General features: G+C 71.9%; 19 protein-coding genes and 1 riboswitch. Of the genes, 13 read left to right on the forward strand and 6 right to left on the reverse strand.

What is annotated here, in order from left to right; translation table 11 throughout:
- Nucleotides 1–1320: purine-cytosine permease family protein (locus tag QFW96_RS11030; protein ID WP_281455481.1), on the reverse strand; the 1320-nt coding region annotated here is incomplete at its 3' end.
- Nucleotides 1311–1424, reverse strand: a riboswitch (TPP riboswitch). (Overlaps the previous gene by 10 nt.)
- A 37-nt stretch (nucleotides 1425–1461) precedes the next feature.
- Nucleotides 1462–3003, reverse strand: a complete 1542-nt coding sequence (locus QFW96_RS11035; protein WP_281455482.1) for a helicase HerA-like domain-containing protein — start codon at nucleotides 3001–3003, stop codon at nucleotides 1462–1464.
- Between the two features lie 239 nt (nucleotides 3004–3242).
- On the opposite strand from QFW96_RS11035, the gene larE reads away from it, so the two are divergent.
- The 4 genes from larE to QFW96_RS11055 are packed head-to-tail and all read left to right on the forward strand — an operon-like array spanning nucleotide 3243 to nucleotide 6883.
- Entirely contained in the window at nucleotides 3243–4061 is an 819-nt protein-coding gene (gene larE / locus QFW96_RS11040; RefSeq protein ID WP_281455483.1) for an ATP-dependent sacrificial sulfur transferase LarE, read from the forward strand.
- Complete coding sequence (gene larB, locus QFW96_RS11045) at nucleotides 4058–4720, forward strand: nickel pincer cofactor biosynthesis protein LarB (RefSeq protein WP_281455484.1); 663 nt, start codon at nucleotides 4058–4060, stop codon at nucleotides 4718–4720. The genes larE and larB overlap by 4 nt, the downstream gene beginning before the upstream one ends.
- Complete coding sequence (gene larC / locus QFW96_RS11050; protein WP_281455485.1) at nucleotides 4717–5853, forward strand: nickel pincer cofactor biosynthesis protein LarC; 1137 nt, start codon at nucleotides 4717–4719, stop codon at nucleotides 5851–5853. The genes larB and larC overlap by 4 nt, the downstream gene beginning before the upstream one ends.
- A 46-nt stretch (nucleotides 5854–5899) precedes the next feature.
- Nucleotides 5900–6883, forward strand: coding sequence for an alpha/beta fold hydrolase (locus tag QFW96_RS11055; protein WP_281455486.1), 984 nt, complete (start codon nucleotides 5900–5902; stop codon nucleotides 6881–6883).
- A gap of 4 nt (nucleotides 6884–6887) precedes the next feature.
- On the opposite strand, the gene ligD is transcribed toward QFW96_RS11055, so the two are convergent.
- Nucleotides 6888–7730, reverse strand: a complete 843-nt coding sequence (gene ligD / locus QFW96_RS11060) for a non-homologous end-joining DNA ligase (RefSeq protein ID WP_281455487.1) — start codon at nucleotides 7728–7730, stop codon at nucleotides 6888–6890.
- Between the two features lie 164 nt (nucleotides 7731–7894).
- Here ligD and QFW96_RS11065 point away from each other — a divergent pair, with 164 nt between their 5' ends.
- The 3 genes from QFW96_RS11065 (at nucleotide 7895) to QFW96_RS11075 (ending at nucleotide 10554) form a co-directional block, all read left to right on the forward strand.
- A complete protein-coding gene (locus tag QFW96_RS11065; protein WP_281455488.1) occupies nucleotides 7895–8119 on the forward strand; it encodes a hypothetical protein in 225 nt (74 codons plus the stop codon).
- Nucleotides 8120–8245: 126 nt separating this feature from the next.
- Entirely contained in the window at nucleotides 8246–9046 is an 801-nt protein-coding gene (locus QFW96_RS11070) for an exodeoxyribonuclease III (protein WP_281455745.1), read from the forward strand.
- Between the two features lie 95 nt (nucleotides 9047–9141).
- Nucleotides 9142–10554, forward strand: a complete 1413-nt coding sequence (locus QFW96_RS11075; RefSeq protein ID WP_281455489.1) for an amidase — start codon at nucleotides 9142–9144, stop codon at nucleotides 10552–10554.
- Here QFW96_RS11075 and QFW96_RS11080 read toward each other — a convergent pair.
- On the reverse strand, nucleotides 10551–11210 hold the full coding sequence (locus QFW96_RS11080; protein ID WP_281455490.1) for a hypothetical protein: 660 nt from the start codon (nucleotides 11208–11210) through the stop codon (nucleotides 10551–10553). The genes QFW96_RS11075 and QFW96_RS11080 overlap by 4 nt on opposite strands.
- 226 nt (nucleotides 11211–11436) lie before the next feature.
- Here QFW96_RS11080 and QFW96_RS11085 point away from each other — a divergent pair, with 226 nt between their 5' ends.
- Together QFW96_RS11085 and QFW96_RS11090 are read left to right on the forward strand one after the other, a co-directional pair.
- Complete coding sequence (locus tag QFW96_RS11085; protein ID WP_281455491.1) at nucleotides 11437–12888, forward strand: MFS transporter; 1452 nt, start codon at nucleotides 11437–11439, stop codon at nucleotides 12886–12888.
- 10 nt (nucleotides 12889–12898) lie between these two features.
- A complete protein-coding gene (locus QFW96_RS11090; RefSeq protein ID WP_281455492.1) occupies nucleotides 12899–13474 on the forward strand; it encodes a TetR/AcrR family transcriptional regulator in 576 nt (191 codons plus the stop codon).
- 46 nt (nucleotides 13475–13520) lie between these two features.
- Here QFW96_RS11090 and ssuE read toward each other — a convergent pair whose 3' ends face one another.
- Nucleotides 13521–14081 carry an NADPH-dependent FMN reductase gene (ssuE, locus tag QFW96_RS11095; protein ID WP_281455493.1) on the reverse strand — a complete coding sequence of 187 codons (561 nt, stop codon included), beginning with the start codon at nucleotides 14079–14081 and terminating at the stop codon, nucleotides 13521–13523.
- Nucleotides 14082–14395: 314 nt separating this feature from the next.
- Here ssuE and QFW96_RS11100 point away from each other — a divergent pair, with 314 nt between their 5' ends.
- The 4 genes from QFW96_RS11100 (at nucleotide 14396) to QFW96_RS11115 (ending at nucleotide 18672) form a co-directional block, all read left to right on the forward strand.
- The gene (locus tag QFW96_RS11100; protein ID WP_281455494.1) at nucleotides 14396–15640 is read left to right on the forward strand and encodes an aminotransferase family protein; all 1245 of its coding nucleotides are present in this window, start codon (nucleotides 14396–14398) and stop codon (nucleotides 15638–15640) included.
- A gap of 381 nt (nucleotides 15641–16021) precedes the next feature.
- A complete protein-coding gene (locus QFW96_RS11105) occupies nucleotides 16022–16531 on the forward strand; it encodes a histidine kinase (RefSeq protein WP_093423361.1) in 510 nt (169 codons plus the stop codon).
- A gap of 78 nt (nucleotides 16532–16609) precedes the next feature.
- Nucleotides 16610–18430: a transketolase gene (locus tag QFW96_RS11110; protein ID WP_281455495.1), complete on the forward strand. Its 1821-nt coding sequence runs from the start codon at nucleotides 16610–16612 to the stop codon at nucleotides 18428–18430.
- A 41-nt stretch (nucleotides 18431–18471) separates the two neighbouring features.
- The gene (locus QFW96_RS11115) at nucleotides 18472–18672 is read left to right on the forward strand and encodes a DUF2795 domain-containing protein (protein ID WP_281455496.1); all 201 of its coding nucleotides are present in this window, start codon (nucleotides 18472–18474) and stop codon (nucleotides 18670–18672) included.
- A gap of 17 nt (nucleotides 18673–18689) precedes the next feature.
- On the opposite strand, the gene QFW96_RS11120 is transcribed toward QFW96_RS11115, so the two are convergent.
- The gene (locus QFW96_RS11120) at nucleotides 18690–18968 is read right to left on the reverse strand and encodes a DUF3040 domain-containing protein (RefSeq protein WP_281455497.1); all 279 of its coding nucleotides are present in this window, start codon (nucleotides 18966–18968) and stop codon (nucleotides 18690–18692) included.
- Nucleotides 18969–19010: the final 42 nt, after the last annotated feature.

The raw sequence follows: 19010 nt of genomic DNA on the forward strand, positions 1-19010 counted from the left end.
GTCGGGGTGGGGGCGGGCGAACAGGCCGATGACGCCCGCCGCCACCGCGGAGATCACGAACGAGGTCAGCGCGGCGCTCATCCAGGTCGGCACGGTGAACCCGACGGCCTCGCGGGCGCTGGTCCACAGCTGGGTCCACCAGCCGAGCTCACCCGGGTTGATCAGCTGGAACGTCGCGAAGCCCAGCAGCCAGGCCACGAGCATTCCCCAGCGCGAGGGCGCTTCGGCGGAGACGTCCCACTCGCGGTTGCGGGCGTTGTGGAAGTAGTCCACGGCCAGCACGCCGAACATCGGCACGAACACCGAACCGATCAGCAGCAGGAAGTTGGAGAACTGCTCGATGTCCATCGTCAGCGCCGCCAGCGTGCTGATCGCGCCGACGATCAGGCTCAGCACGCGGCGATCGGTGCTGGGGCGGAGGTTCTGGATGGACACCGCGGTGGAGTAGGTGTCGGCGAAGGACTGGTCGACCTCGCGCAGCACCAGCACCGCGAAGAACAGCACGCCCAGCGGCGCGGCCAGCAGCGGGTCGAACGCCTTGTCGCCGTCGAAGCCGACCAGCGCCAGGCCGAGCAGGCCCAGCAGGTAGCAGGCGATCTGGGTGATCGAGTAACCGACGGTCGCGGCGGTGAACGCGCCGCCCGCGGAGCGGGAGTGCCGCGAGTAGTCCGAGGCGACCGGCAACCAGGACACCGCCACGGCCAGCGCCGCGTCGGCGCCCGGCCAGAAGCCCTCCCACGAGCCCTCGTGCATCGGCGGCAGCGGTTTCATCAGCAGCTGCACGAAGAAGTAGACCATCGCGATGAGCACGGCGACGCTGACGTAGCGGCGCAGCAGTCGCAGCGCGCCGAGCGGGCGCAGCGTCAACGCGGTGGTGATCACCCCGGCGATGAGCACGTACAGCCACTGCGGGCCGCCGCCGAACAGCGCCTCGGCCCCCTGGGCGATCACCAGCAGTTCGAAGGTGCCCCAGCCGACCAGCTGCAGGATGTTGAGCGCGGTCGGCACGTAGGACAGGCGGGTGCCGAACAGGCCGCGCAGCAGCATCATCGCGGGAGCGCCGGTGCGCGCGCCCGGGATGGCGGCGATGCCGACCATGATGCTGCCGAGCACGGTGCCGACGACGGTCGCGGTGACCGCCGCGGCGAACGACAGCTGCGGCACTCCGGCCGGTGCGAGCACCGCCAGCGCGCCGCTGAAGCCCAGCAGGCTCACGCCGAGGTTGCCCCAGAACGCGCCCTGGTCTAGCACTCCCAGGGTTTTCGGCGCCGGTTCGTCCAGGGTGTTCGGAACTTCGGACAGCTCGACGTCATGCGTCATCGACAGCTCCCTACGCCGGCATTATCCGGACAGGTTCTGCGGTCGGTGGCGCGCGATCTGCCACCCTCTCAGCCCGGTGCGCCCGAGCTCCCGCGTGGATAAGTCGAGCAGACCCTACCTGATCGGGTGACGCGTTGTCCGTCAGTGCCTCCGGTTCCCGAACAACCCCCGGGTGACCTCGCGGCCCACGGCGCTGGCGGCGGAGCGGAAGAACGAGCGCACGGCGGGGTTCTCCATCGCCTTCTGGAACATCCCGGCCTCCTCGCGCTCCCGCTGCTCCGGCACCTCCCCGTCGGGTGCGGAGGCCGGCTCTCCGGTCCGCCCGGCGGTGGGTTCGGCGACCTTCTCGGCGAGCTTCTCGTAGGCCGACTCGCGATCGATCGTCTCGGCGTACTTGGCGTGCAGGTCCGAGGACTGCGCGGCCTCCCGCACGGCGTCCTCGCCGATGCTGCCCATCAGCGAGCGCGGTGGCCGCAGCCGCGTCCAGGCCACCGGCGTCGGCGCACCGGTCTCGGAGAGCACGGTCACGATGGCCTCGCCGATGCCGAGGGTGGTGAGCGCCTGGTCGAGCCGGTAGTGCTCGGTGGTCGGGTAGGTCTTGACGGTGCGGGCGAGCGCCTTCTGGTCCTCGGGGGTGAAGGCGCGGATGGCGTGCTGGATGCGCGCGCCGAGCTGGGACAGCACCGGGTTGGGCAGGTCGGTGGGCAGCTGGGTGCAGAAGAAGACGCCGACGCCCTTGGAGCGGATGAGCTTCACGGTCTGCTCGATGCGGTCCAGGAACGCCTTGGAGGCGTCGTTGAACAGCAGGTGCGCCTCGTCGAAGAAGAACACGAGCTTGGGCCGGTCCAGGTCTCCGGCCTCGGGCAGCTCCTCGAACAGCTCGGCCAGCAGCCACATCAGGAAGGTGGAGAACAGCACCGGGTTGGCCTGCACGTCGTCGAGTTCGAGCAGGTTGACCACGCCCTTGCCCTCGACCTGCCGCAGCAGGTCGGAGACGTCGAGCTCCGGTTCGCCGAAGAACTCGTCACCGCCCTGGGCCTCCAGGTTCGCCAGCGCGCGCAGGATCACCCCGGCGCTGGCCGCCGAGACACCGCCGATGCCCTTGAGGTCCTCCTTGCCCTCGTCGCTGGTGAGGTACTGGATGACCGAGCGCAGGTCCTTGGTGTCCAGCAGCGCCAGGCCGCGCTGGTCGGCCCAGTGGAAGATCAGACCGAGGGTGGATTCCTGGGTGGCGTTGAGCCCGAGCACCTTCGACAGCAGCAGCGGCCCGAAGCTGGTGATCGACGCCCGGATCGGCACGCCGCGCCCGCCGGTGCCCAGCGACAGGAACTGCGCCGGGTAGGACGAGGCCTGCCAGTCGTCTCCGACGTCCTGGGCGCGGGCGGCCAGCTTCTCCCCGCCCTCCCCCGGCCGGGCCAGGCCCGACAGGTCGCCCTTGATGTCGGCGAGCACCACCGGGACCCCGGCTTCGGAGAGCTGCTCGGCCAGCAGCTGCAGCGTCTTGGTCTTGCCCGTGCCGGTGGCCCCGGCGACCAGGCCGTGCCGGTTGAGGGTCGCCAGCGGGATCCGCACGGCGGCCTGGGCATCGGCCTCGTTGTCGATGACGACCGCGCCGAGGTCGACGGCGGCGCCCCCGGTGTCGTATCCGGACGCGATCTGCTGGGCAGCGCTGTTGTCGGTCACCGCAGTCTCCTCCCGTCGGCACGTTCCTCCCGGAAGGTAGGTCGATAACGCCGCCTCCCCCGGGAGAGCCACTCGGTCGGGGGACACGTCGGCGAGTCCGGCACTAGCACTCCGAACGGGGCCCCAACAGGCTCGTTGACCACCGGAAAGATCTCGTTCGCGGGCATGGGACGCGTCGCCCGCACGAGTTAAGGTCTGGTCAGACCACCTGGGTACCGCCGTGCGTGAGGAGTGAGGTCGTGACCGGTTTGGACCGCCTGCGGGCTCGTGTCGGCACCGAGGAAGCCCTGGTCGTGGCGTTCTCCGGTGGCGTGGACTCGGCGCTGCTGGCCGTGGTGGCGCACCAGGTGCTGGGCTCGCGGATGCTCGCGGTCACCGCCGTGTCGCCGAGCCTGGCCGCCGAGGAGCGCAGGCAGGCGAAGCGCTTCGCGCGCGAGCACGGCTTCGCCCACGTCGAGGTCTGCACCGACGAAGCCGACCGCCCGGAGTACGCGGCCAACGACGGAAACCGCTGCTACCACTGCAAGTCCGCGCTCTTCGACGCACTGGAACCGCTGGCGGCGACGATGGGCGCGCGCATCGCGCTGGGCACCAATGTGGACGACCTGGGCGATCACCGGCCGGGCCAGCGGGCGGCGGCGCACCGGGGCGCGGTCGCGCCGATGGTCGACGCGGGGTTGACCAAGGACGAGGTGCGCGAGGCCAGCGCCGCGCTCGGACTGTCCACTGCGGACAAACCAGCGGCGGCGTGCCTGGCCTCCCGCGTCGCCTACGGCGATCCGGTGACACCGGAGGTGCTGGCCCGGATCGAGCGCGCCGAGGCCGCCGTCCACGACCTCGGGTTCCCGGTGTGCCGGGTCCGGGCGCACGGGCAGGGCACGGTGGCGCGCCTGGAGGTGCCGTCCGAGGACATCGACCGCGCTGCCGCGCTGCACGCCGAGCTCGACGCCGCCGGCCGGGACGCGGGTTTCGACTTCTGCGCGCTGGACATGGCGGGCTTCACCAGCGGCCGGATGAACGTGCTGCTGCCGCTGCTTCCCACCCGGACCGCGTCATGACGGGCTTCACCGATCTCGGCTACGCCCGCGTCGACACCGACCGCGAGTCCCGCCAGGGCCTGCCCGAGGTCGTCTACGGCCCGGGCAAGCGCCCGGAGGAGATCACCGGCATCGTCACCGAACTGCTGTCGCGCGGCACCGGCCCGGTCCTGGTCACCCGGGTCGACCCGGAGGTCGCCGAGCAGGTGCGGGTTCCCGGCGGCGACTACGACGAGACGGCCCGGCTGCTGGTCTGGCGGCCCGCCGCGGACCGGGGTTTCCGGGTGTGCGTGGCCACCGCGGGCACCTCGGACTGGCCGGTCGCGGCCGAGGCCGAGGCGGTCGCGTCGGCGATCGGCCTGCGCACGCACGTGATCCGCGACGTGGGCGTGGCCGGCATCCACCGGCTGCTGGCGGCGAGCGAGGACCTGCAGGCGGCCGATGCGGTCATCGTGGTCGCGGGCATGGAGGGCGCGCTGGCCAGCGCCGTGGGCGGGCTGGTGGCCTGCCCGGTGATCGCGGTGCCGACCTCGACCGGCTACGGCGCCTCGCTGGAGGGCGTGACGGCGCTGCTGGCGATGCTGACCTCCTGCGCCGCCGGGCTGACGGTGGTCAACATCGATTCGGGCTTCTCCGCCGCGATGGCCGCGCACCGACTGGCCGCGGTGGCGCGGCGATGATCCTCTGGATCAACCCGGCGACCGGCGTGTCCGGGGACATGCTGCTGGGCGCGCTGCTCGGCCTCGGCGCGCCGCTGCCCCGGGTGCGCACCGCGATCGAGTCGACCGGCCTGACCGGCTGGTCGCTGAACTCCGAGCAGGTCCAGGTCGACGGGATCTCGGCGACCCGCGCCGCGGTGGAGGTCGACGACGACGCCCCGGAGCGCCACGCCGCCGAACTGATCCGGCTCGCCTCCCGCGCTCGACCGGAACCCGTTGCGGAGATGGCGGTTTCAGCGATCGAGGCGATCGCGCGGGTGGAGGGCGCGCTGCACGACCGGGACCCGGCAGAGGTGCACCTGCACGAGGTCGGCGGCCTGGACACCGTCGTCGACACCGTCGGGGTCGCGGCCGCGCTGCACGCCCTGTCGATCACCGCGGTGCACTCGGCCCCGATCGCCCTGGGCTCGGGAACGGTCCGCTGCGCGCACGGCGTGCTGCCCGCCCCGGCCCCGGCGACGCTGCGCCTGCTGGAGGGCGCGTCGGTGGTCGGCGCCGATCTCGCCGGGGAGACGGTGACCCCGACCGGGGCCGCGCTGATCTCGGCGATGGGCGCGCGATTCACCCCTCCCCCGGCGATGACGCTGGGCGCGACGGCCTACGGCGCGGGCAGCAAGCGGTTCCCGCAGCGCCCGAACGTCCTGGCGGCGTCGCTGGGCTCGCCGCCGGCCGAGTCGCGCACGATGGTCGTGGTGGAGTGCACGGTCGACGACGTCACCGGCGAGACCCTGGGCCACCTGGTGGAGCGGCTGCTGGAGGCCGGTGCGGCCGACGCGTGGACGAGCCCGGCGACGATGAAGAAGTCCCGACCGGCCCACGTCCTGCACGTCCTGTGCGCCCCGGGACTGGAGGAGGCGCTGACCGCCCTGGTCCTCGCCGAGACCGGTTCGCTGGGCGCACGTCGCCACGAGGTCCGGCGCACCGCGCTGCCCCGCAGCACCACGACCGTTGTCGTGCAGGGGCATGCCATCCGCGTCAAGCACGGCCCGCACCGCAGCAAGCCCGAGCACGACGACGTCGCCGCGGCCGCCCGAGCCCTCGACCTCCCCCTCCGCGAGGTCGCCGCGATGGCCCTCGAAGCCACCCGCGACTGAACCCCGGCCACTACCGTGGTCCCGTCGGTCGACGACTGGGGGAGCCATGTCCGGGAAGAGTGGACGCGCCCGCCGGATCTGGGCCGCGATCGGGGTCACCGCGGTCGCGGTGCTGGTGGCGGCCGCCGTCCTGCTGCGCGCACCGTCTCCGGTCGGGCACTGGAACTCCCGGGAGGGGCACTCGGCCTTCATGGCCGACTACGGCCTGGCGTGGCAGGCCATGCCACCGCCCGCCCGGGTCCTGGACGTGCGCACGGGTTTCGGCGTCGTGCGGGTCTACCGGTTCGACGGCACCGGGCCCACCCGCGCGCAGCACCCGTTCGTGCTGCTGCCCGGCCGGTCCTCCCCCAGTCCCGCCTGGGCGGACAACATGCCCTCGCTGCTCGGGCTCGGCGACGTCTACGTGGTCGACCTGCTCGGTGAGCCGGGCCTGAGCGTGCAGGAGGTTCCGATCGAGGACGCCGCGGACAACGCCGCCTGGCTCGACCAGACCCTGGCAGCGCTGCCCGAAGAGCGGTTCAGCCTGCTCGGCCTGTCCATCGGCGGGTGGACGGCGACCAACCTGGCCCTGCACTTCCCGCAGCGGGTGGCGAGCCTGGTGCTGATCGACCCCGCCCACACCTTCGGCGGCATTCCGCTCGGCACCGCGATCCGCGCCATCCCCGCCTCGGTGCCGTGGCTGCCCAAGGCGTGGCGGGACTCGTTCGCCTCCTACACCGCGGGTGGAGCTCCAGTCGGGGACGAGCCGATCGCCCGCATGACCGAGACCGCGATGCGCGCCTACACGATCAGGCTCCCGCAGCCGTCGCTGTTCCCGGAGCGAGACCTCGCCGCCCTGGACGCGCCCGTGCTGGCGGTGCTGGCCGGGCGGTCCGTCATGCACGACACCGCTGCCGCCGCCGAGGTCGCGGAACGAACGCTGCGACGCGGGCGCGTCGTGGTCTACCCGGAGGCCTCGCACGCGGTGGGTTCGGAGGAGGCGGAGGCGATCGCCGCCGAGATCGGCCGGTTCCTCGCCGAACAGCGCTGACCGATCAGTGGAGGTCGCGCCACGGGTCGGACTTGCGGGCGAGCCTGCGGGCCAGGTTGGTCAGGCCGTAGGACTGCGGGTGCACCCGGCTGAGCTCGTCGAGGTCGATCGGCGTGGCCGCCGGGGCTCCGGGGCGGGCGCGCAGCGAGTAGGGAGCGATCATGGTCTGGCCGTAGGCGTTCCGGTTGACGTCGAGGAAGATGCGGTCGCCGCGCTTGTTCTTGCGCTGCTCGGTGGTGAGCCGGTCCGGATCGTCACGGGCCGCGCGGTCGGCGATCTCGCGGATCCACCCGCGCACCTCCTCGAAGTCGCGCGAGCCGTCCAGGGGTGCCGCGACGTGAAATCCCTTGCCCCCGGTGGTCTGCACGTGCGGATCGAGCCCGTCGTCGGTGAACAGCGCGCACGCCGAGCGCACGACGCGGCGCAGCGTCGCGATCTCGACGCCGTCCGGCGGCGGGTCGATGTCGAGCACCGCCAGCACCGGATGCTCCAGATCGTCCGCAGTGGACAGTGCGATGTGGATTTCCAGGGCGGCCTGATCGGCGAGGTGGAGCAGCGTCGCCTCGTCGTCGACGAGCACGTGGTGCACGGGAGGTCCACCACCGCGCTGCGGGACCTCCGCCCGCGCGATCCAGTCCGGGAAATGACTCGACGCTTCTTTCTGGAAGAACCCGTCGGCGTCGATGCCGTCCGGGAACCGCCGCAGCGTCGCCGGTTTGCCGCGCGCGTGCGCGACCAGCGGACCGGACACGGAGCGGAAGTGATCGAACACGTCTTGTTTCCGGAAAGAGTCTTGCGGGTAGAGCACCTTGTCCGGGTTGGACGGTGCCTCGTCGTGACGCGGCATGACCTCGTCCTACCCGGCCGCGCCGATCCCCAATCACCTGGTCGTGAGCAGCGTTCGCAGCACATCGTTAAAACATTCGGGTGACAACGGGAACCAACGGCCGCTGCATTTGTTCCTATTGGCTGTAAGCGGATTACGGCGAACGCCGAACAGGGAGAACCTCGATGCAGCAGCACGTGCACGCAGAACTCATCGGCGGCCCGGAGGACGGGCGATCGTTCATCATCCCGGCCGTCGACGCGGACTTACCGCTGGGCGAGTTCGCCTTCCCCTCGCCCCGCGACGGGGAGGACCCGTGCTCGCCCTACGCCTGCTACAACCGCCGCGACCAACGCCCGGACGGCGTGTGGCGCTACCAGTACGCCGGCGAGCAGAGCGTTGCCCCCTGAGAACCGTGAGTGATCACTTCGCCGGTAGCGGAGCCGGCGCCCCAGGTGGCGGAGGGGAATGCGACTCCGCCACATCAACAGCCCCTGGTCGGTCGGATCGTCGGCGGCGTGTGCCAAGCTGCGGCCATGCGGATCGCCACCTGGAACGTGAACTCGGTCGGGGCGCGGCTGCCCAAGCTGCTGGACTGGCTGGGCACGGCCGAGCCGGACGTGCTGTGCCTCCAGGAGCTCAAGTGCGCCGAGGACGCGTTCCCCTACGACGAGGTCGGTGAGCTCGGCTACGAGGCCGCCGCGCACGGCACCGGCCGCTGGAACGGCGTCGCCGTGCTCTCCCGGGTGGGCCTGACCGACGTGCGCGAGGGCCTGCTCGACCAACCCGGCTTCCAGGCCGACGGCTCCATGTTCGAGACCGCCGAGCCCCGCGCGGTCGCCGCGACCTGCGGCGGGGTTCGAGTCTGGTCGGTCTACGTGCCCAACGGCCGCGAGGTCGGCCACCCGCACTACGACTACAAGCTGCGCTGGCTGGACGCGCTGCGCGCCACCGCCGCCGAGGAGCTCACCGCCGGGACCCCGTGGGCCGTGCTGGGCGACTTCAACATCGCCCCCAACGACGAGGACGTGTGGGACATCGCCGCGTTCGAGGGCTGCACCCACATCACCCCCGAGGAGCGCAAGGCGCTGACGTCGCTCACCGAGACGGGCCTGGCCGAGGTCTACCCGCGAGCCCTGAAGTACGACGTGCCGTTCACCTACTGGGACTACCGGGCGCTGCGGTTCCCGAAGAACCAGGGCATGCGCATCGACCTCGTCTACGGCAACGAGCCCTTCACCGGCGCAGTCACCGACTCCTACGTCGATCGGGAGGCCCGCAAGGGCAAGGGCACCTCCGACCACGCCCCGGTGGTCGTCGACCTCGACCTGGGCTGACCCCCGACCATCGCGACCACCTCGCACGGCGCTCAGCTCGGGCGTCCGGGGCGCTATGTTGCGGGTCGAAGCACCCCGGCGGGAGGAGCCACGACGTGTCCGATTCGCTCTGCCAGCGCACGGCGACCGAGCTGGCCGCGCTGCTCCGCGCGCGGGAGGTCTCGGCGCGCGAGGTGATGCGCGCCCACCTGGACCGGATCGAGCGGCTCAACCCGAAGGTCAACGCCGTGGTCTCGCTCGACCCGGAGGGCGCGCTGGCCGGCGCCGCAGCGGCCGACGAGCGGCTGGCCTCGGGCGCGGCGGTCGGTCCGCTGCACGGGCTGCCGATGGCGCACAAGGACACCCACGACACGGCGGGCCTGCGCACCACCTACGGCTCGCCGCTGCTGGCCGACAACGTGCCCGCGCAGGACGAGCTCGTCGTGGAGCGGCTCAAGGCCGCGGGCGCGGTGACGATGGGCAAGACCAACGTCCCGGAGTTCGCGGCCGGGTCGCACACCTTCAACCCGGTGTTCGGCACGACCGCCAACCCCTACGCCCCGGACCGCTCGGCGGGCGGCAGCAGCGGCGGCGCGGCGGCGTCGCTGGCCTGCCGGATGCAGCCGCTGGCCGACGGCAGCGACATGGGCGGTTCGCTGCGCAACCCGGCGTCGTTCAACAACGTCGTGGGCCTGCGGCCCGCGCCGGGCCGGGTGCCGACGTGGCCGGACGCCGCGGCCTGGTCGACGCTGTCCGTGCAGGGGCCGATGGCGCGCACCGTCGCCGACGTCGCCCTGATGCTGTCCGCGATCGCCGGACCCGACGACCGCAGCCCGATCTCGATCGACGAGCCCGGCTCGGTCTTCCGGGAGCCGCTGGAGGCCGATCTCCGCGGCCTGCGGGTGGCGTTCTCGCTGGACCTGGGCGGTGACCTCGTGGTCGACGCGCAGGTCCGGTCGGTGCTGGAACCGGCGGCGCGGGTGCTGACCGAGATCGGCGGCGCGGTCGACGAGGCGTGGCCGGACCTGACCGGCGCCGACGAGGTGTTCCGGACGCTGCGCGCCTGGCAGTTCGAGCTGATGCTGGGCGAGCTCCGCGACGCCCACCCGGACCGGATCAAGCCGAGCCTGCGCGACAACATCGACGCCGGCCGGGCGCTGACCGGCGCCGACGTGGGGCGCGCCGAACGGCAGCACACCGAGCTGTACCACCGGGTACGGGAGTTCTTCACCCGCTACGACGTGCTCGCGCTGCCGGTCAGCCAGGTGCCGCCGTTCGACATCGACCTGGAGTTCCCGAGCGAGATCGGCGGCGTGGCCATGCCGTCGTACCTGGACTGGATGCGCTCGGCGTACTGGATCTCGGCCACCGGTTGCCCGGCGATCTCCGTTCCGGCCGGGTTCACCCCGGAGGGCCTGCCGGTGGGGATCCAGCTGGTGGGCCCGCACCGGTCCGAGCAGCGCCTGCTCCGCATCGCCCACGCCTTCGAGCAGGCCACCCGCCACGCCGAAGTCCTCCCGCCTCTCTAGCCCCGGCGGTCGGCCGTGGCGTGGTCGTAGTAGCCCACAACGCCGGTGGCCAGGTGCAGGGCGAATCCCGCCTCGCCGGTGGCCGGTTCGCCCGCGGCACCGATGAGGCCACGCATCGTGGTGCCGACGAGCTCGTCGAGTGCGCGCCAGCGGCCCGCCGGGTCGCCGGGGGCCTCGGCCTCGTCGGCGAAGTCGCGGGCGCAGCGGTCCAGGCCCTCGCGCAGCAGCCGGAGCCGCTCGTCGAACGCCTCGCCGCCGCTCTTCGGCGCGAGGTCGCCGGCGTGAGCGGCGAGCTGTCCGGCGGCGTGGGTGATCTCCTCGACGTGGTCGCCGAGCCACTTGCGGCGGCGGTGGATCGAGCCGAGCCCGGGCCACCGCTTGCGCGCGGCCTGCCGGGTTCGGCCGGTCACCGCGCTGAGGTCGGCCAGGCTCGCGCCGAGCCACACGGTCTCGACCGCCGCCGATTCGGCCTGCTGCGCCGCGGCGCCGGCCACGAGCTCCTCCACGTCCAGCGCCGCCCGCAGCCGCGCCAGCGAGTCCACCCGGCGACGCCGCTCGTCCCCGAAGTCCGAGAGCTTCGCGCCCGGGTCGGCGACTTCCGGGGTCAGCTCCCCCGCCAGCCGCTCCACGAGCCGAGCGGTTTCCTCCTTCGACACCACTACCTCCTCGCTGTAAACCTGCGGTTCACAGTAACAGTGTGAACCGCAGGTTGACAACAGCGCGGCCACCGCGAACGGCGCACTCATCGTCCACTGTGGACAAAATTGAGGTGAATTCGCGTGACTGCTGGGTGGAATCGGACGGGCGACGTCTTGATTCCGGGGGTGAACACAGGTTTACTCACGTGGTGAACACCGGTTCACCCCATGAGTGAGGAGTCTGATGAGCACCGCCGGGTCCGCTTCGTCCGCAACGCGCAGTTCGAAATGGGTCATCCTCGTGCTCGCCTCGTGCGGCATCGCGGTGTCGCTGATGCAGACCCTCGTCGTCCCGCTGCTGCCCGACTTCCCGCGGCTGCTGCACACCACCGCCGCCAACGCCGGCTGGCTGGTCACCGCCCCGCTGGTGGCGGGTGCGGTGTGCGCGCCGGTCACCGGACGGCTCGGCGACATGTACGGCAAGCGCCGGATGCTGCTGTTATCCCTGGCCACGATGGCGGTGGGCAGCGCGATCGGCGCGGTCAGCACCGACTTCACCGCCGTGCTCGTCGGCCGCGTGCTGCAGGGCGCGGCGGTCGGCGTGGTGCCGCTGGGCATCAGCATCATGCGCGACGAGCTCCCCGAGGAGCAGGTGGGCTCCGGGGTGGCGCTGATGAGCGCGACGCTGGGCATCGGCGGCGCGGTCGGGCTGCCCATCACCGGCGTGGTCGCCCAGGAGCTGGACTGGCACTGGCTGTTCGCCGGGGCGATGGTCTTCGCGCTCGTAGAGATCGCGCTGATCCTCAAGGTGGTGCCGGAGTCCTCGCTGCGCACCGGCGGCAAGTTCGACCTCGTCGGCGCGCTCGGCCTGTCGGTGGCCCTGACCTGCCTGCTGCTGGCGATCTCCAAGGGCAACGAGTGGGGCTGGTCGAGCGCGCTGGTGCTGGGCCTGATCGCCGGGGCCGTGGCGATGCTGCTGCTGTGGGGCGCCTACGAGCTCCGCACCACCGCACCGCTGGTGGATCTGCGCGTGTCGGCACGACCCACGGTGCTGCTGACCAACATCGCCTCGGTGCTGGTGGGCATCGCGATGTTCACCGGTTTCCTGGTCGGCTCGCAACTGCTGCAGGCACCGCCGGAGACCGGCTACGGCTACGGCATGTCGCTGGTGACGGCCGGTTTGGTGCTGCTGCCGATCGGTGCGGCGATGGGGTTGTTCTCGCCGGTCTCGGCCCGGATCTCGCGGCGCTTCGGCCCGCGCACCACCCTCATCCTCGGCGCCTGCGTCCTCATGCTCGGCAACGTCGGCGCCTCGCTGCTGCACGGGCCGCTGTCGCTGGTGGTGCTGAACCTGACCATCAGCTCGATCGGCGGCGCCCTGGCCTACGGCGCGCTGCCCCAGTTGATCATGCGCTCGGTACCGGAGACCGAGACCGCCGCCGCCAACGCGCTCAACAGCCTCGCCCGCTCGATCGGCACCTCCAGCTGCAGCGCGATCGTGGTGGCGCTGACCACCGGATCGCTGGTGCGGGTCGCCGGGGCGACCTACCCGTCGATCAACGCCTACTCCTGGGTCTTCGTGGTGGCCGGCGGTGCCGCTCTGGTGGCCGCGCTGATCGCGGCGGCGACCCCGGGACCGGCTCGGTACGAGTCCGTTACGCCCCGGATGCCCGTAGCGGTGGGAGGCTCGCGCTAGCCTGAAACGCATGCCCACCACGGGGTCGATCGAGGAGCAGCGCCGCGCAGCGTGCGCGACGCGGGAAGCCATCCTGAAGGTGGCCAGGCGCCGGTTCTCGTCCTGCGGCTACGCGGACGTGACGCTGCGCGACATCGCCGCCGATGCCGACGTCAGCGCGGCGCTGGTGGTCAAGTACTTCGGCAGCAAGGAAGACCTCTTCGCCCAAGCCTCGGGCTTCGAGAACGACGCCGAGAAGCTGCTGGACTGCGAGCTGGAGCACCTCGGCGAGCACCTGGTGCGCACGCTGCTGGACTACCACGACCGCACCCAGGGCGACCCGCTGGTGCGCGCGGTGTTCACCTCGTCCCGCCCGGCGGGCGCGAGCTTCCGGGACAACTTCGAGTCCCAGCTGGTCACCCGCCTCGCCGAGCGCCTGACCGGCCCTCGCGCCCGCCTGCGCGCGGAACTGGTCTGCAGCCACCTCATGGGCCTCGGCGCCTCCCGCCTCGTCCTGCGCACCCGGGCCATCACCGCGGAACCCACGGAAGACCTCGTCGCCCTCACGGCCCCCCTCATCCAGAACTGGATCGACAACCCCCTGTAGACCTGCGAAATCGAGAACCGCAGGATTCGACCTTCCGGGGACCGAGTCAGGCGGAGCGGCCGAGGACCGTGGTGTGGGGGATCCCGTCGAGGGCCTTGGTGAACTGCTCCAGGACGTCGGTGAGCGGGTTCGCGCTGTCCTCGTGGATGGTGAGGTGGTCGTCGGCGAGGGTGAGGTGCTTGTCGAGGAGGAAGAAGCTCTGGACCGCGTGGCGGGCGCCGAGGGAGTGCACGACGGGGCGCAGGGCGTAGTCGATGGCGAGCACGTGGGCGACGCTGCCGCCGGTGGCCAGCGGCAGCACGGCCTTGCCCGCGAACCCGAACTGCGGCAGCAGGTCCAGGAACGACTTCAGCAGGCCGGAGTAGGCGGCCTTGTAGGTCGGCGTGGCCAGCACGATGCCGTCGGCCGCGGCGACCTGCTCCACCGCCGCGGCGATGGCCGGGTCGCTGACGTCGGCGCCGAGCAGCGCCTCGGCGGGAAGGGTGCGCACCCGCAGGTGCTCGGCGCTGCGGCCGCTCGCGGTGAGCCGCTGGGCGAGGTGCTCGCCGACCTTCTCCGTCTTCGAGGTGCGCGACGGGCTTCCGGAGATGACCAAAACGGTGGACACGGACTTCTCCCTGCTCCTGGTCCTCTGTGGACCGTTACCGGGTTCCGCCTGGTGACGGCGTTCCCGCTGACGTTGCGGTTCCGTCAGGAGCGACAGGCCTGGGTCGTCACCCGCTGGAAGTCGACGTGCCTCCGCCTGCTGAGGTTCGAAGTGGTCACGAACCTCATCGTCCGGCCGGTCCCGTTGCGGTGTCAACGAGCGGACGTGCCTTCTCACCAAGCGGACGTCGGGATTCGGGCTTCCCGGCCGCGCCGCTGGCCTTCCGGGGTGCGGGCGACGAAGCTGTCGGGGCACCACGAAGGAGGCAGGAAACCATGTCATCAACCGCGCTGTGGCACCCGTTCGCGGACATGTTCGAGGTCAAGAGCAGCAGCTTCTGCGTCACCAAGGCCGAAGGGGTCTGGATCTACGACGATTCCGGGCGTCGCTACCTCGACGGGACCGCGAGCCTCTGGTACGCCAACGCCGGCCACGGTCGCACCGAGATCGTCGAGGCCGCCGCGGCGCAGATGCGCGAGCTGGAGTCCTACTTCGTCTTCAACGACTACACCAACCCGCCCGCCGAGGAGCTGGCCTCGCGGCTGGCCGACCTCGCGCCGATGCCCAACTCCAAGATCTTCCTGACCACCGGTGGCGGCGAGGCGATCGACACGGCGGCGAAGCTGGCGCGGCAGTACTGGGCCCAGCGCGGGCAGCCGCAGCGCACCCACATCCTCAGCCGCGGCAACGCGTACCACGGCACCAACGGCATGGGCACCAGCATCGGCGGCATCGACGCCAACCAGGCCGGGTTCGGCCAGCTGGTCCCCGAGACGGGCCGGGTCGCCCACGACGACGCCGAGAGCCTGCGCGAGGCCATCGAGCGCATCGGCGCGGAGAAGATCGCGGCGTTCTTCGCCGAACCGGTGATCGGCGCCGGCGGGCTGCACCCGCCGGAACCGGGCTACCTGGAAGCCGTCGCGAAGATCTGCTCCGAGAACGGCATCCTGTTCGTGGCCGACTCGGTGATCTGCGGCTTCGGCCGGGTGGGCACCTGGTTCGGCGTCGAGCGCTGGGGCCTGCGACCCGACATGATCACCTTCGCCAAGGGCGTGACCAGCGGCTACCTGCCGCTGGGCGGCGTGGTGGTCGCCGAGCAGGTGGCCGAGCCGTTCTGGGACGAGCCGGGCCGGGTGTTCCGCCACGGCGCCACCTACTCCGGTCACCCCACGGTGGCGGCCGCGGCGCTGGCCAACCTCGACATCCTGGAGCGCGAGAAGCTCATCGCCCGCTCCGACGAGCTGGAGCGGCCGCTGCACGACGCCCTCGCGCAGGTCACCGACCACCCGGCGGTGGCCGAGGTGCGGGGCGGGACCGGTCTGCTCGGGGCGGTCGAGCTCACCGCCGAGCAGCTGCAGGCCGGTGGGCTCGGCGCGCTGCAGAAGAAGATCCGCGAGCTCGGCGTGATCGTGCGCCCGCTGGGCAAGGCGCTGGCGGTCTCGCCGCCGCTGATCATCACCGAGGAGGAGATCGGCCTCATCGGCAAGGCCTTCGCCGAGGGACTCGACACCCTCGTGTGAGCCGTGCGAGCCGCTCGGGGCGGTCGCGACACGCCGTGACCGCCCCGACACTCCCGGAGCCCGATCGTCGTTCACCTCCTCGGTTATCAGAGGGGCCACCGGCCTGGAACTCCCCCGTTGTGGAACCGATACGTCCGGAGGTGGTCGCGACCGGCTTTCGTCACGTACGTTTTTCACCAGATCGTGCGTCGTCGCAGCTGGAGAAGGCTGTTGACGGCGGCGGCGGTGGTCGCGGCGACCTGCGGAGTCCCGGGTCGAGGAGCGAAGTACGAGGCCGAAAGCAAAAGGGGCCCCTGCGCACAAGCCACCCAGTAGAGTTGGCAAAATACGACTTCCGGGTGATCGAAAGCGCAGCGGGGGCGGACGGAGGATCTCAACCAGGTGAACACTCAGACCGCACAAGTCGACGACCTGCGACTGATCGCGCTGCCCAGCGCGGTGAACTGCACCGAGATGTTCGTGCGGTTCTCCCTGGCCGAGTGGAGCCTGCGCGAGATGACCGACATCGCCACGCAGCTCACCGGAGCCCTGGTGACCGCGGCCGTCGACGCCGCCGACCAGAAGAACCCCGGCTTCATCACCGTCCGCCTGCGCCTGAGCGGTGAGAGCCTCGTCGCCGAGGTGCAGGACGAGCAGGCCACCGTTCCCCCGCAGCTCGCCCCCGGCTTCGCCGACGGCCGCTGCGGTGCCACGGCGCTGCGCACCGGCGGAACCCTGGTGTGGTGCGAGATGCCGCTGCCCAGCGGCGTCAAGGCCGACTCGGTTCCGCTGCCCCGCCGCTCCCGCAAGAAGAACGCGATGGCTCCGCAGACGACCGAGGAGACCGCCGAGGTCGACCCCGAGGTCATCAAGCGGCTGCTCTCCGGCCTCAGCAACGGCGGCCTGGACTGATCCGCTCCACCCCGCCGACCCGGGCGGGGTGACCTGCGGCGTGTTTCGCGCGGCCGCGCGCCGGGCACCTTCCGGGGCATGGACCAGGCATTGTTCCGCGCCGAACTGGCACAGCAGCTGCGGGTGGACTCCGTCCGGGCCAGCACCGCCGCCGGGTCCGGCCACCCCACCTCGTCGATGTCGGCGGCCGACCTCCTGGCCGTGCTGCTCGACGGCCACCTGCGGCTGGACTTCTCCCGTCCCGATCACCCAGCCAACGATCACCTGATCTTCTCCAAGGGCCACGCCTCGCCGCTGCAGTACGCCGCGTTCAAGGCCGTCGGCGCCGTCGAGGACGACGAGCTGCTGACCTTCCGCGAGTTCGGCAGCCGACTCGAAGGCCATCCCATCCCGGTGCTGCCCTGGGTGGACGTGGCCACCGGCTCCCTCGGCCAGGGCCTGCCGGTCGGCGTCGGCCTGGCGCTGGCCGGCAAGCGCCTCGACCGGCTCCCCTACCGGGTGTGGGTGCTGTGCGGCGACAGCGAGATGGCCGAGGGCTCGGTGTGGGAGGCCCTGGAGCACGCCGGGCACGAGCGGCTCGACAACCTGATCGCGCTGATCGACGTCAACAGGCTCGGCCAGACCGGGCCCACCATGCACGGCTGGGACCTGTCGTCCTACTCCGCTCGCGCGCAGGCCGCCGGGTGGCGCGTGCTGGAGATCGACGGGCACGACCTCGACGAGATCGAGTCCGCGCTGACCGAGGCCGAGCGGGGCGACGGCAGGCCGGTGATGATCCTGGCGGCCACCCAGAAGGGCAAGGGCGTCGCCGAGGTCGCCGACAAGCCCGGTTTCCACGGCAAACCCCTGGCGCACGCCGAGGAGGCGATCGCCGAGCTCGGCGGGCTGCGCGACCTGCGAGTCAAACCGGCCTCGCCCGAGGGCGACGCCACGCCGCACGTCTTCGACACCGGCACCGCCGGGATGCCCGCTTACGAGGAGGGCACCGAGCTGGCCACCCGCAAGGCCTACGGCCAGGCGCTGGCGGCGCTGGGCGACCGGCGCGGTGACGTGGTGGCGCTGGACGGCGAGGTGTCGAACTCGACGTTCGCCGAGCTGTTCCGCGACGCCCACCCGGACCGCTACTTCGAGATGTACATCGCCGAGCAGCAGCTGATCGCCGCCGCGGTGGGCATGCAGGTGCGCGGCTGGTGCGCGTTCGCCTCGACCTTCGCCGCGTTCCTGTCCCGCGCCTACGACTTCGTCCGGATGGCCGCGGTCAGCCGGGCTGACCTGCGGCTGATGGGGTCGCACGCCGGGGTCGCCATCGGTGAGGACGGACCGTCGCAGATGGCGCTGGAGGATCTCGCGGCGTTCCGCGCGGTGCACGGCAGCACGGTGCTGTACCCGTGCGACGCCAACCAGACCGCGCACCTGGTGGCGGCGATGGCCGACCTGCCGGGCATCAGCTACCTGCGCACCAGCCGGGGCGCGATGCCGGTGATCTACCCGCCCGACGAGGAGTTCCCGATCGGTGGCGCGAAGGTGGTCCGCGACGGCGCGGACGTGACGCTGGTGGGCGCGGGGGTCACGCTGCACGAAGCGCTCAAGGCCGCCGATCTGCTGGCGCACGAGGGAATCGGGGCCCGGGTGATCGACCTGTACTCGGTCAAGCCCGTGGACACCGCGACGCTGCGCCGGGCCGCGAGCGAGACCGCGGGGCTGGTCACCGCCGAGGACCACTGGCCCGAGGGCGGTCTCGGCGAGGCGGTGCTGCACGCGCTGGCCGACGACCCGGTGCCGGTGCGGCTGCTCGCCGTCCACGAGATGCCGGGCTCGGGTCAACCGGCCGAGCTGCTCGGCCAGGCGCGCATCGACGCGACCGCCATCGCCGACATGGCCCGCGAGCTGGTGTCGTGAGGGTTTCCGCCCGCACGAGGCGGGTGGACGGAGGAGGAGTCATGGTGCTGGCCGATCGCGCGGAGATGCTGCAGGTGCTCTGCCACGTGCGGTTCCCGGCGACCAAGCGCGAGATCGTGCAGCAGTGCGAGGAGTTGGGCGCGAGCCCGGAGCAGCTGGACCGGCTCGACGGGTTGCCCGAGGGCACCTACGTCGAGGCCGACACCGCGCTGCAGTCCCTGCCGCACCCGATGCACGACTGAGCGTCCGCGGCGGGACGTCAGGTCTCGCGACGCCGGCGGGAGGTGACACCCGCCGCGATGACGCCTGCCGCGGTGATCGCGCCCAGCGCGGCCGAGGTCCACACCAGGCCGCTGGCCAGGGAGAGCAGCGACAGCATCGCGGTCAGCGCGAGCGCGGTGCAGATCAGCGCGCGGCTCAGCGCGCCCGCGCCCGGCCCGCCCTCGAACCGCTCGAACTTCTCCGCGAGCTCAGGGTCCGCGGAGGCCAGCGCCGATTCGATCTCGGCGAGCCTGTCCCGCTCGTGCTTGCTCAACATGACGAGCTCCTAGTGACGTCGCCTTTGACCCCAACGAGGTTC

Origin of the sequence: Saccharopolyspora ipomoeae (assembly GCF_029952525.1) — a bacterium.
In the GTDB taxonomy this organism is placed as follows: domain Bacteria; phylum Actinomycetota; class Actinomycetes; order Mycobacteriales; family Pseudonocardiaceae; genus Saccharopolyspora; species Saccharopolyspora ipomoeae.

Bases quoted from the DNA above. Each gene is read 5' to 3' on its own strand.
- larB (WP_281455484.1), top strand. From the start codon at position 4,058: ATGACGGGCTTCACCGATCTCGGCTACGCCCGCGTCGACACCGACCGC.
- larC (WP_281455485.1), top strand. From the start codon at position 4,717: ATGATCCTCTGGATCAACCCGGCGACCGGCGTGTCCGGGGACATGCTG.
- QFW96_RS11055 (WP_281455486.1), top strand. From the start codon at position 5,900: ATGTCCGGGAAGAGTGGACGCGCCCGCCGGATCTGGGCCGCGATCGGG.
- ligD (WP_281455487.1), bottom strand. From the start codon at position 7,730: ATGCCGCGTCACGACGAGGCACCGTCCAACCCGGACAAGGTGCTCTAC.
- QFW96_RS11065 (WP_281455488.1), top strand. From the start codon at position 7,895: ATGCAGCAGCACGTGCACGCAGAACTCATCGGCGGCCCGGAGGACGGG.
- QFW96_RS11070 (WP_281455745.1), top strand. From the start codon at position 8,246: ATGCGGATCGCCACCTGGAACGTGAACTCGGTCGGGGCGCGGCTGCCC.
- QFW96_RS11085 (WP_281455491.1), top strand. From the start codon at position 11,437: ATGAGCACCGCCGGGTCCGCTTCGTCCGCAACGCGCAGTTCGAAATGG.
- QFW96_RS11090 (WP_281455492.1), top strand. From the start codon at position 12,899: ATGCCCACCACGGGGTCGATCGAGGAGCAGCGCCGCGCAGCGTGCGCG.
- QFW96_RS11100 (WP_281455494.1), top strand. From the start codon at position 14,396: ATGTCATCAACCGCGCTGTGGCACCCGTTCGCGGACATGTTCGAGGTC.
- QFW96_RS11110 (WP_281455495.1), top strand. From the start codon at position 16,610: ATGGACCAGGCATTGTTCCGCGCCGAACTGGCACAGCAGCTGCGGGTG.
- QFW96_RS11115 (WP_281455496.1), top strand. From the start codon at position 18,472: ATGGTGCTGGCCGATCGCGCGGAGATGCTGCAGGTGCTCTGCCACGTG.
- QFW96_RS11120 (WP_281455497.1), bottom strand. From the start codon at position 18,968: ATGTTGAGCAAGCACGAGCGGGACAGGCTCGCCGAGATCGAATCGGCG.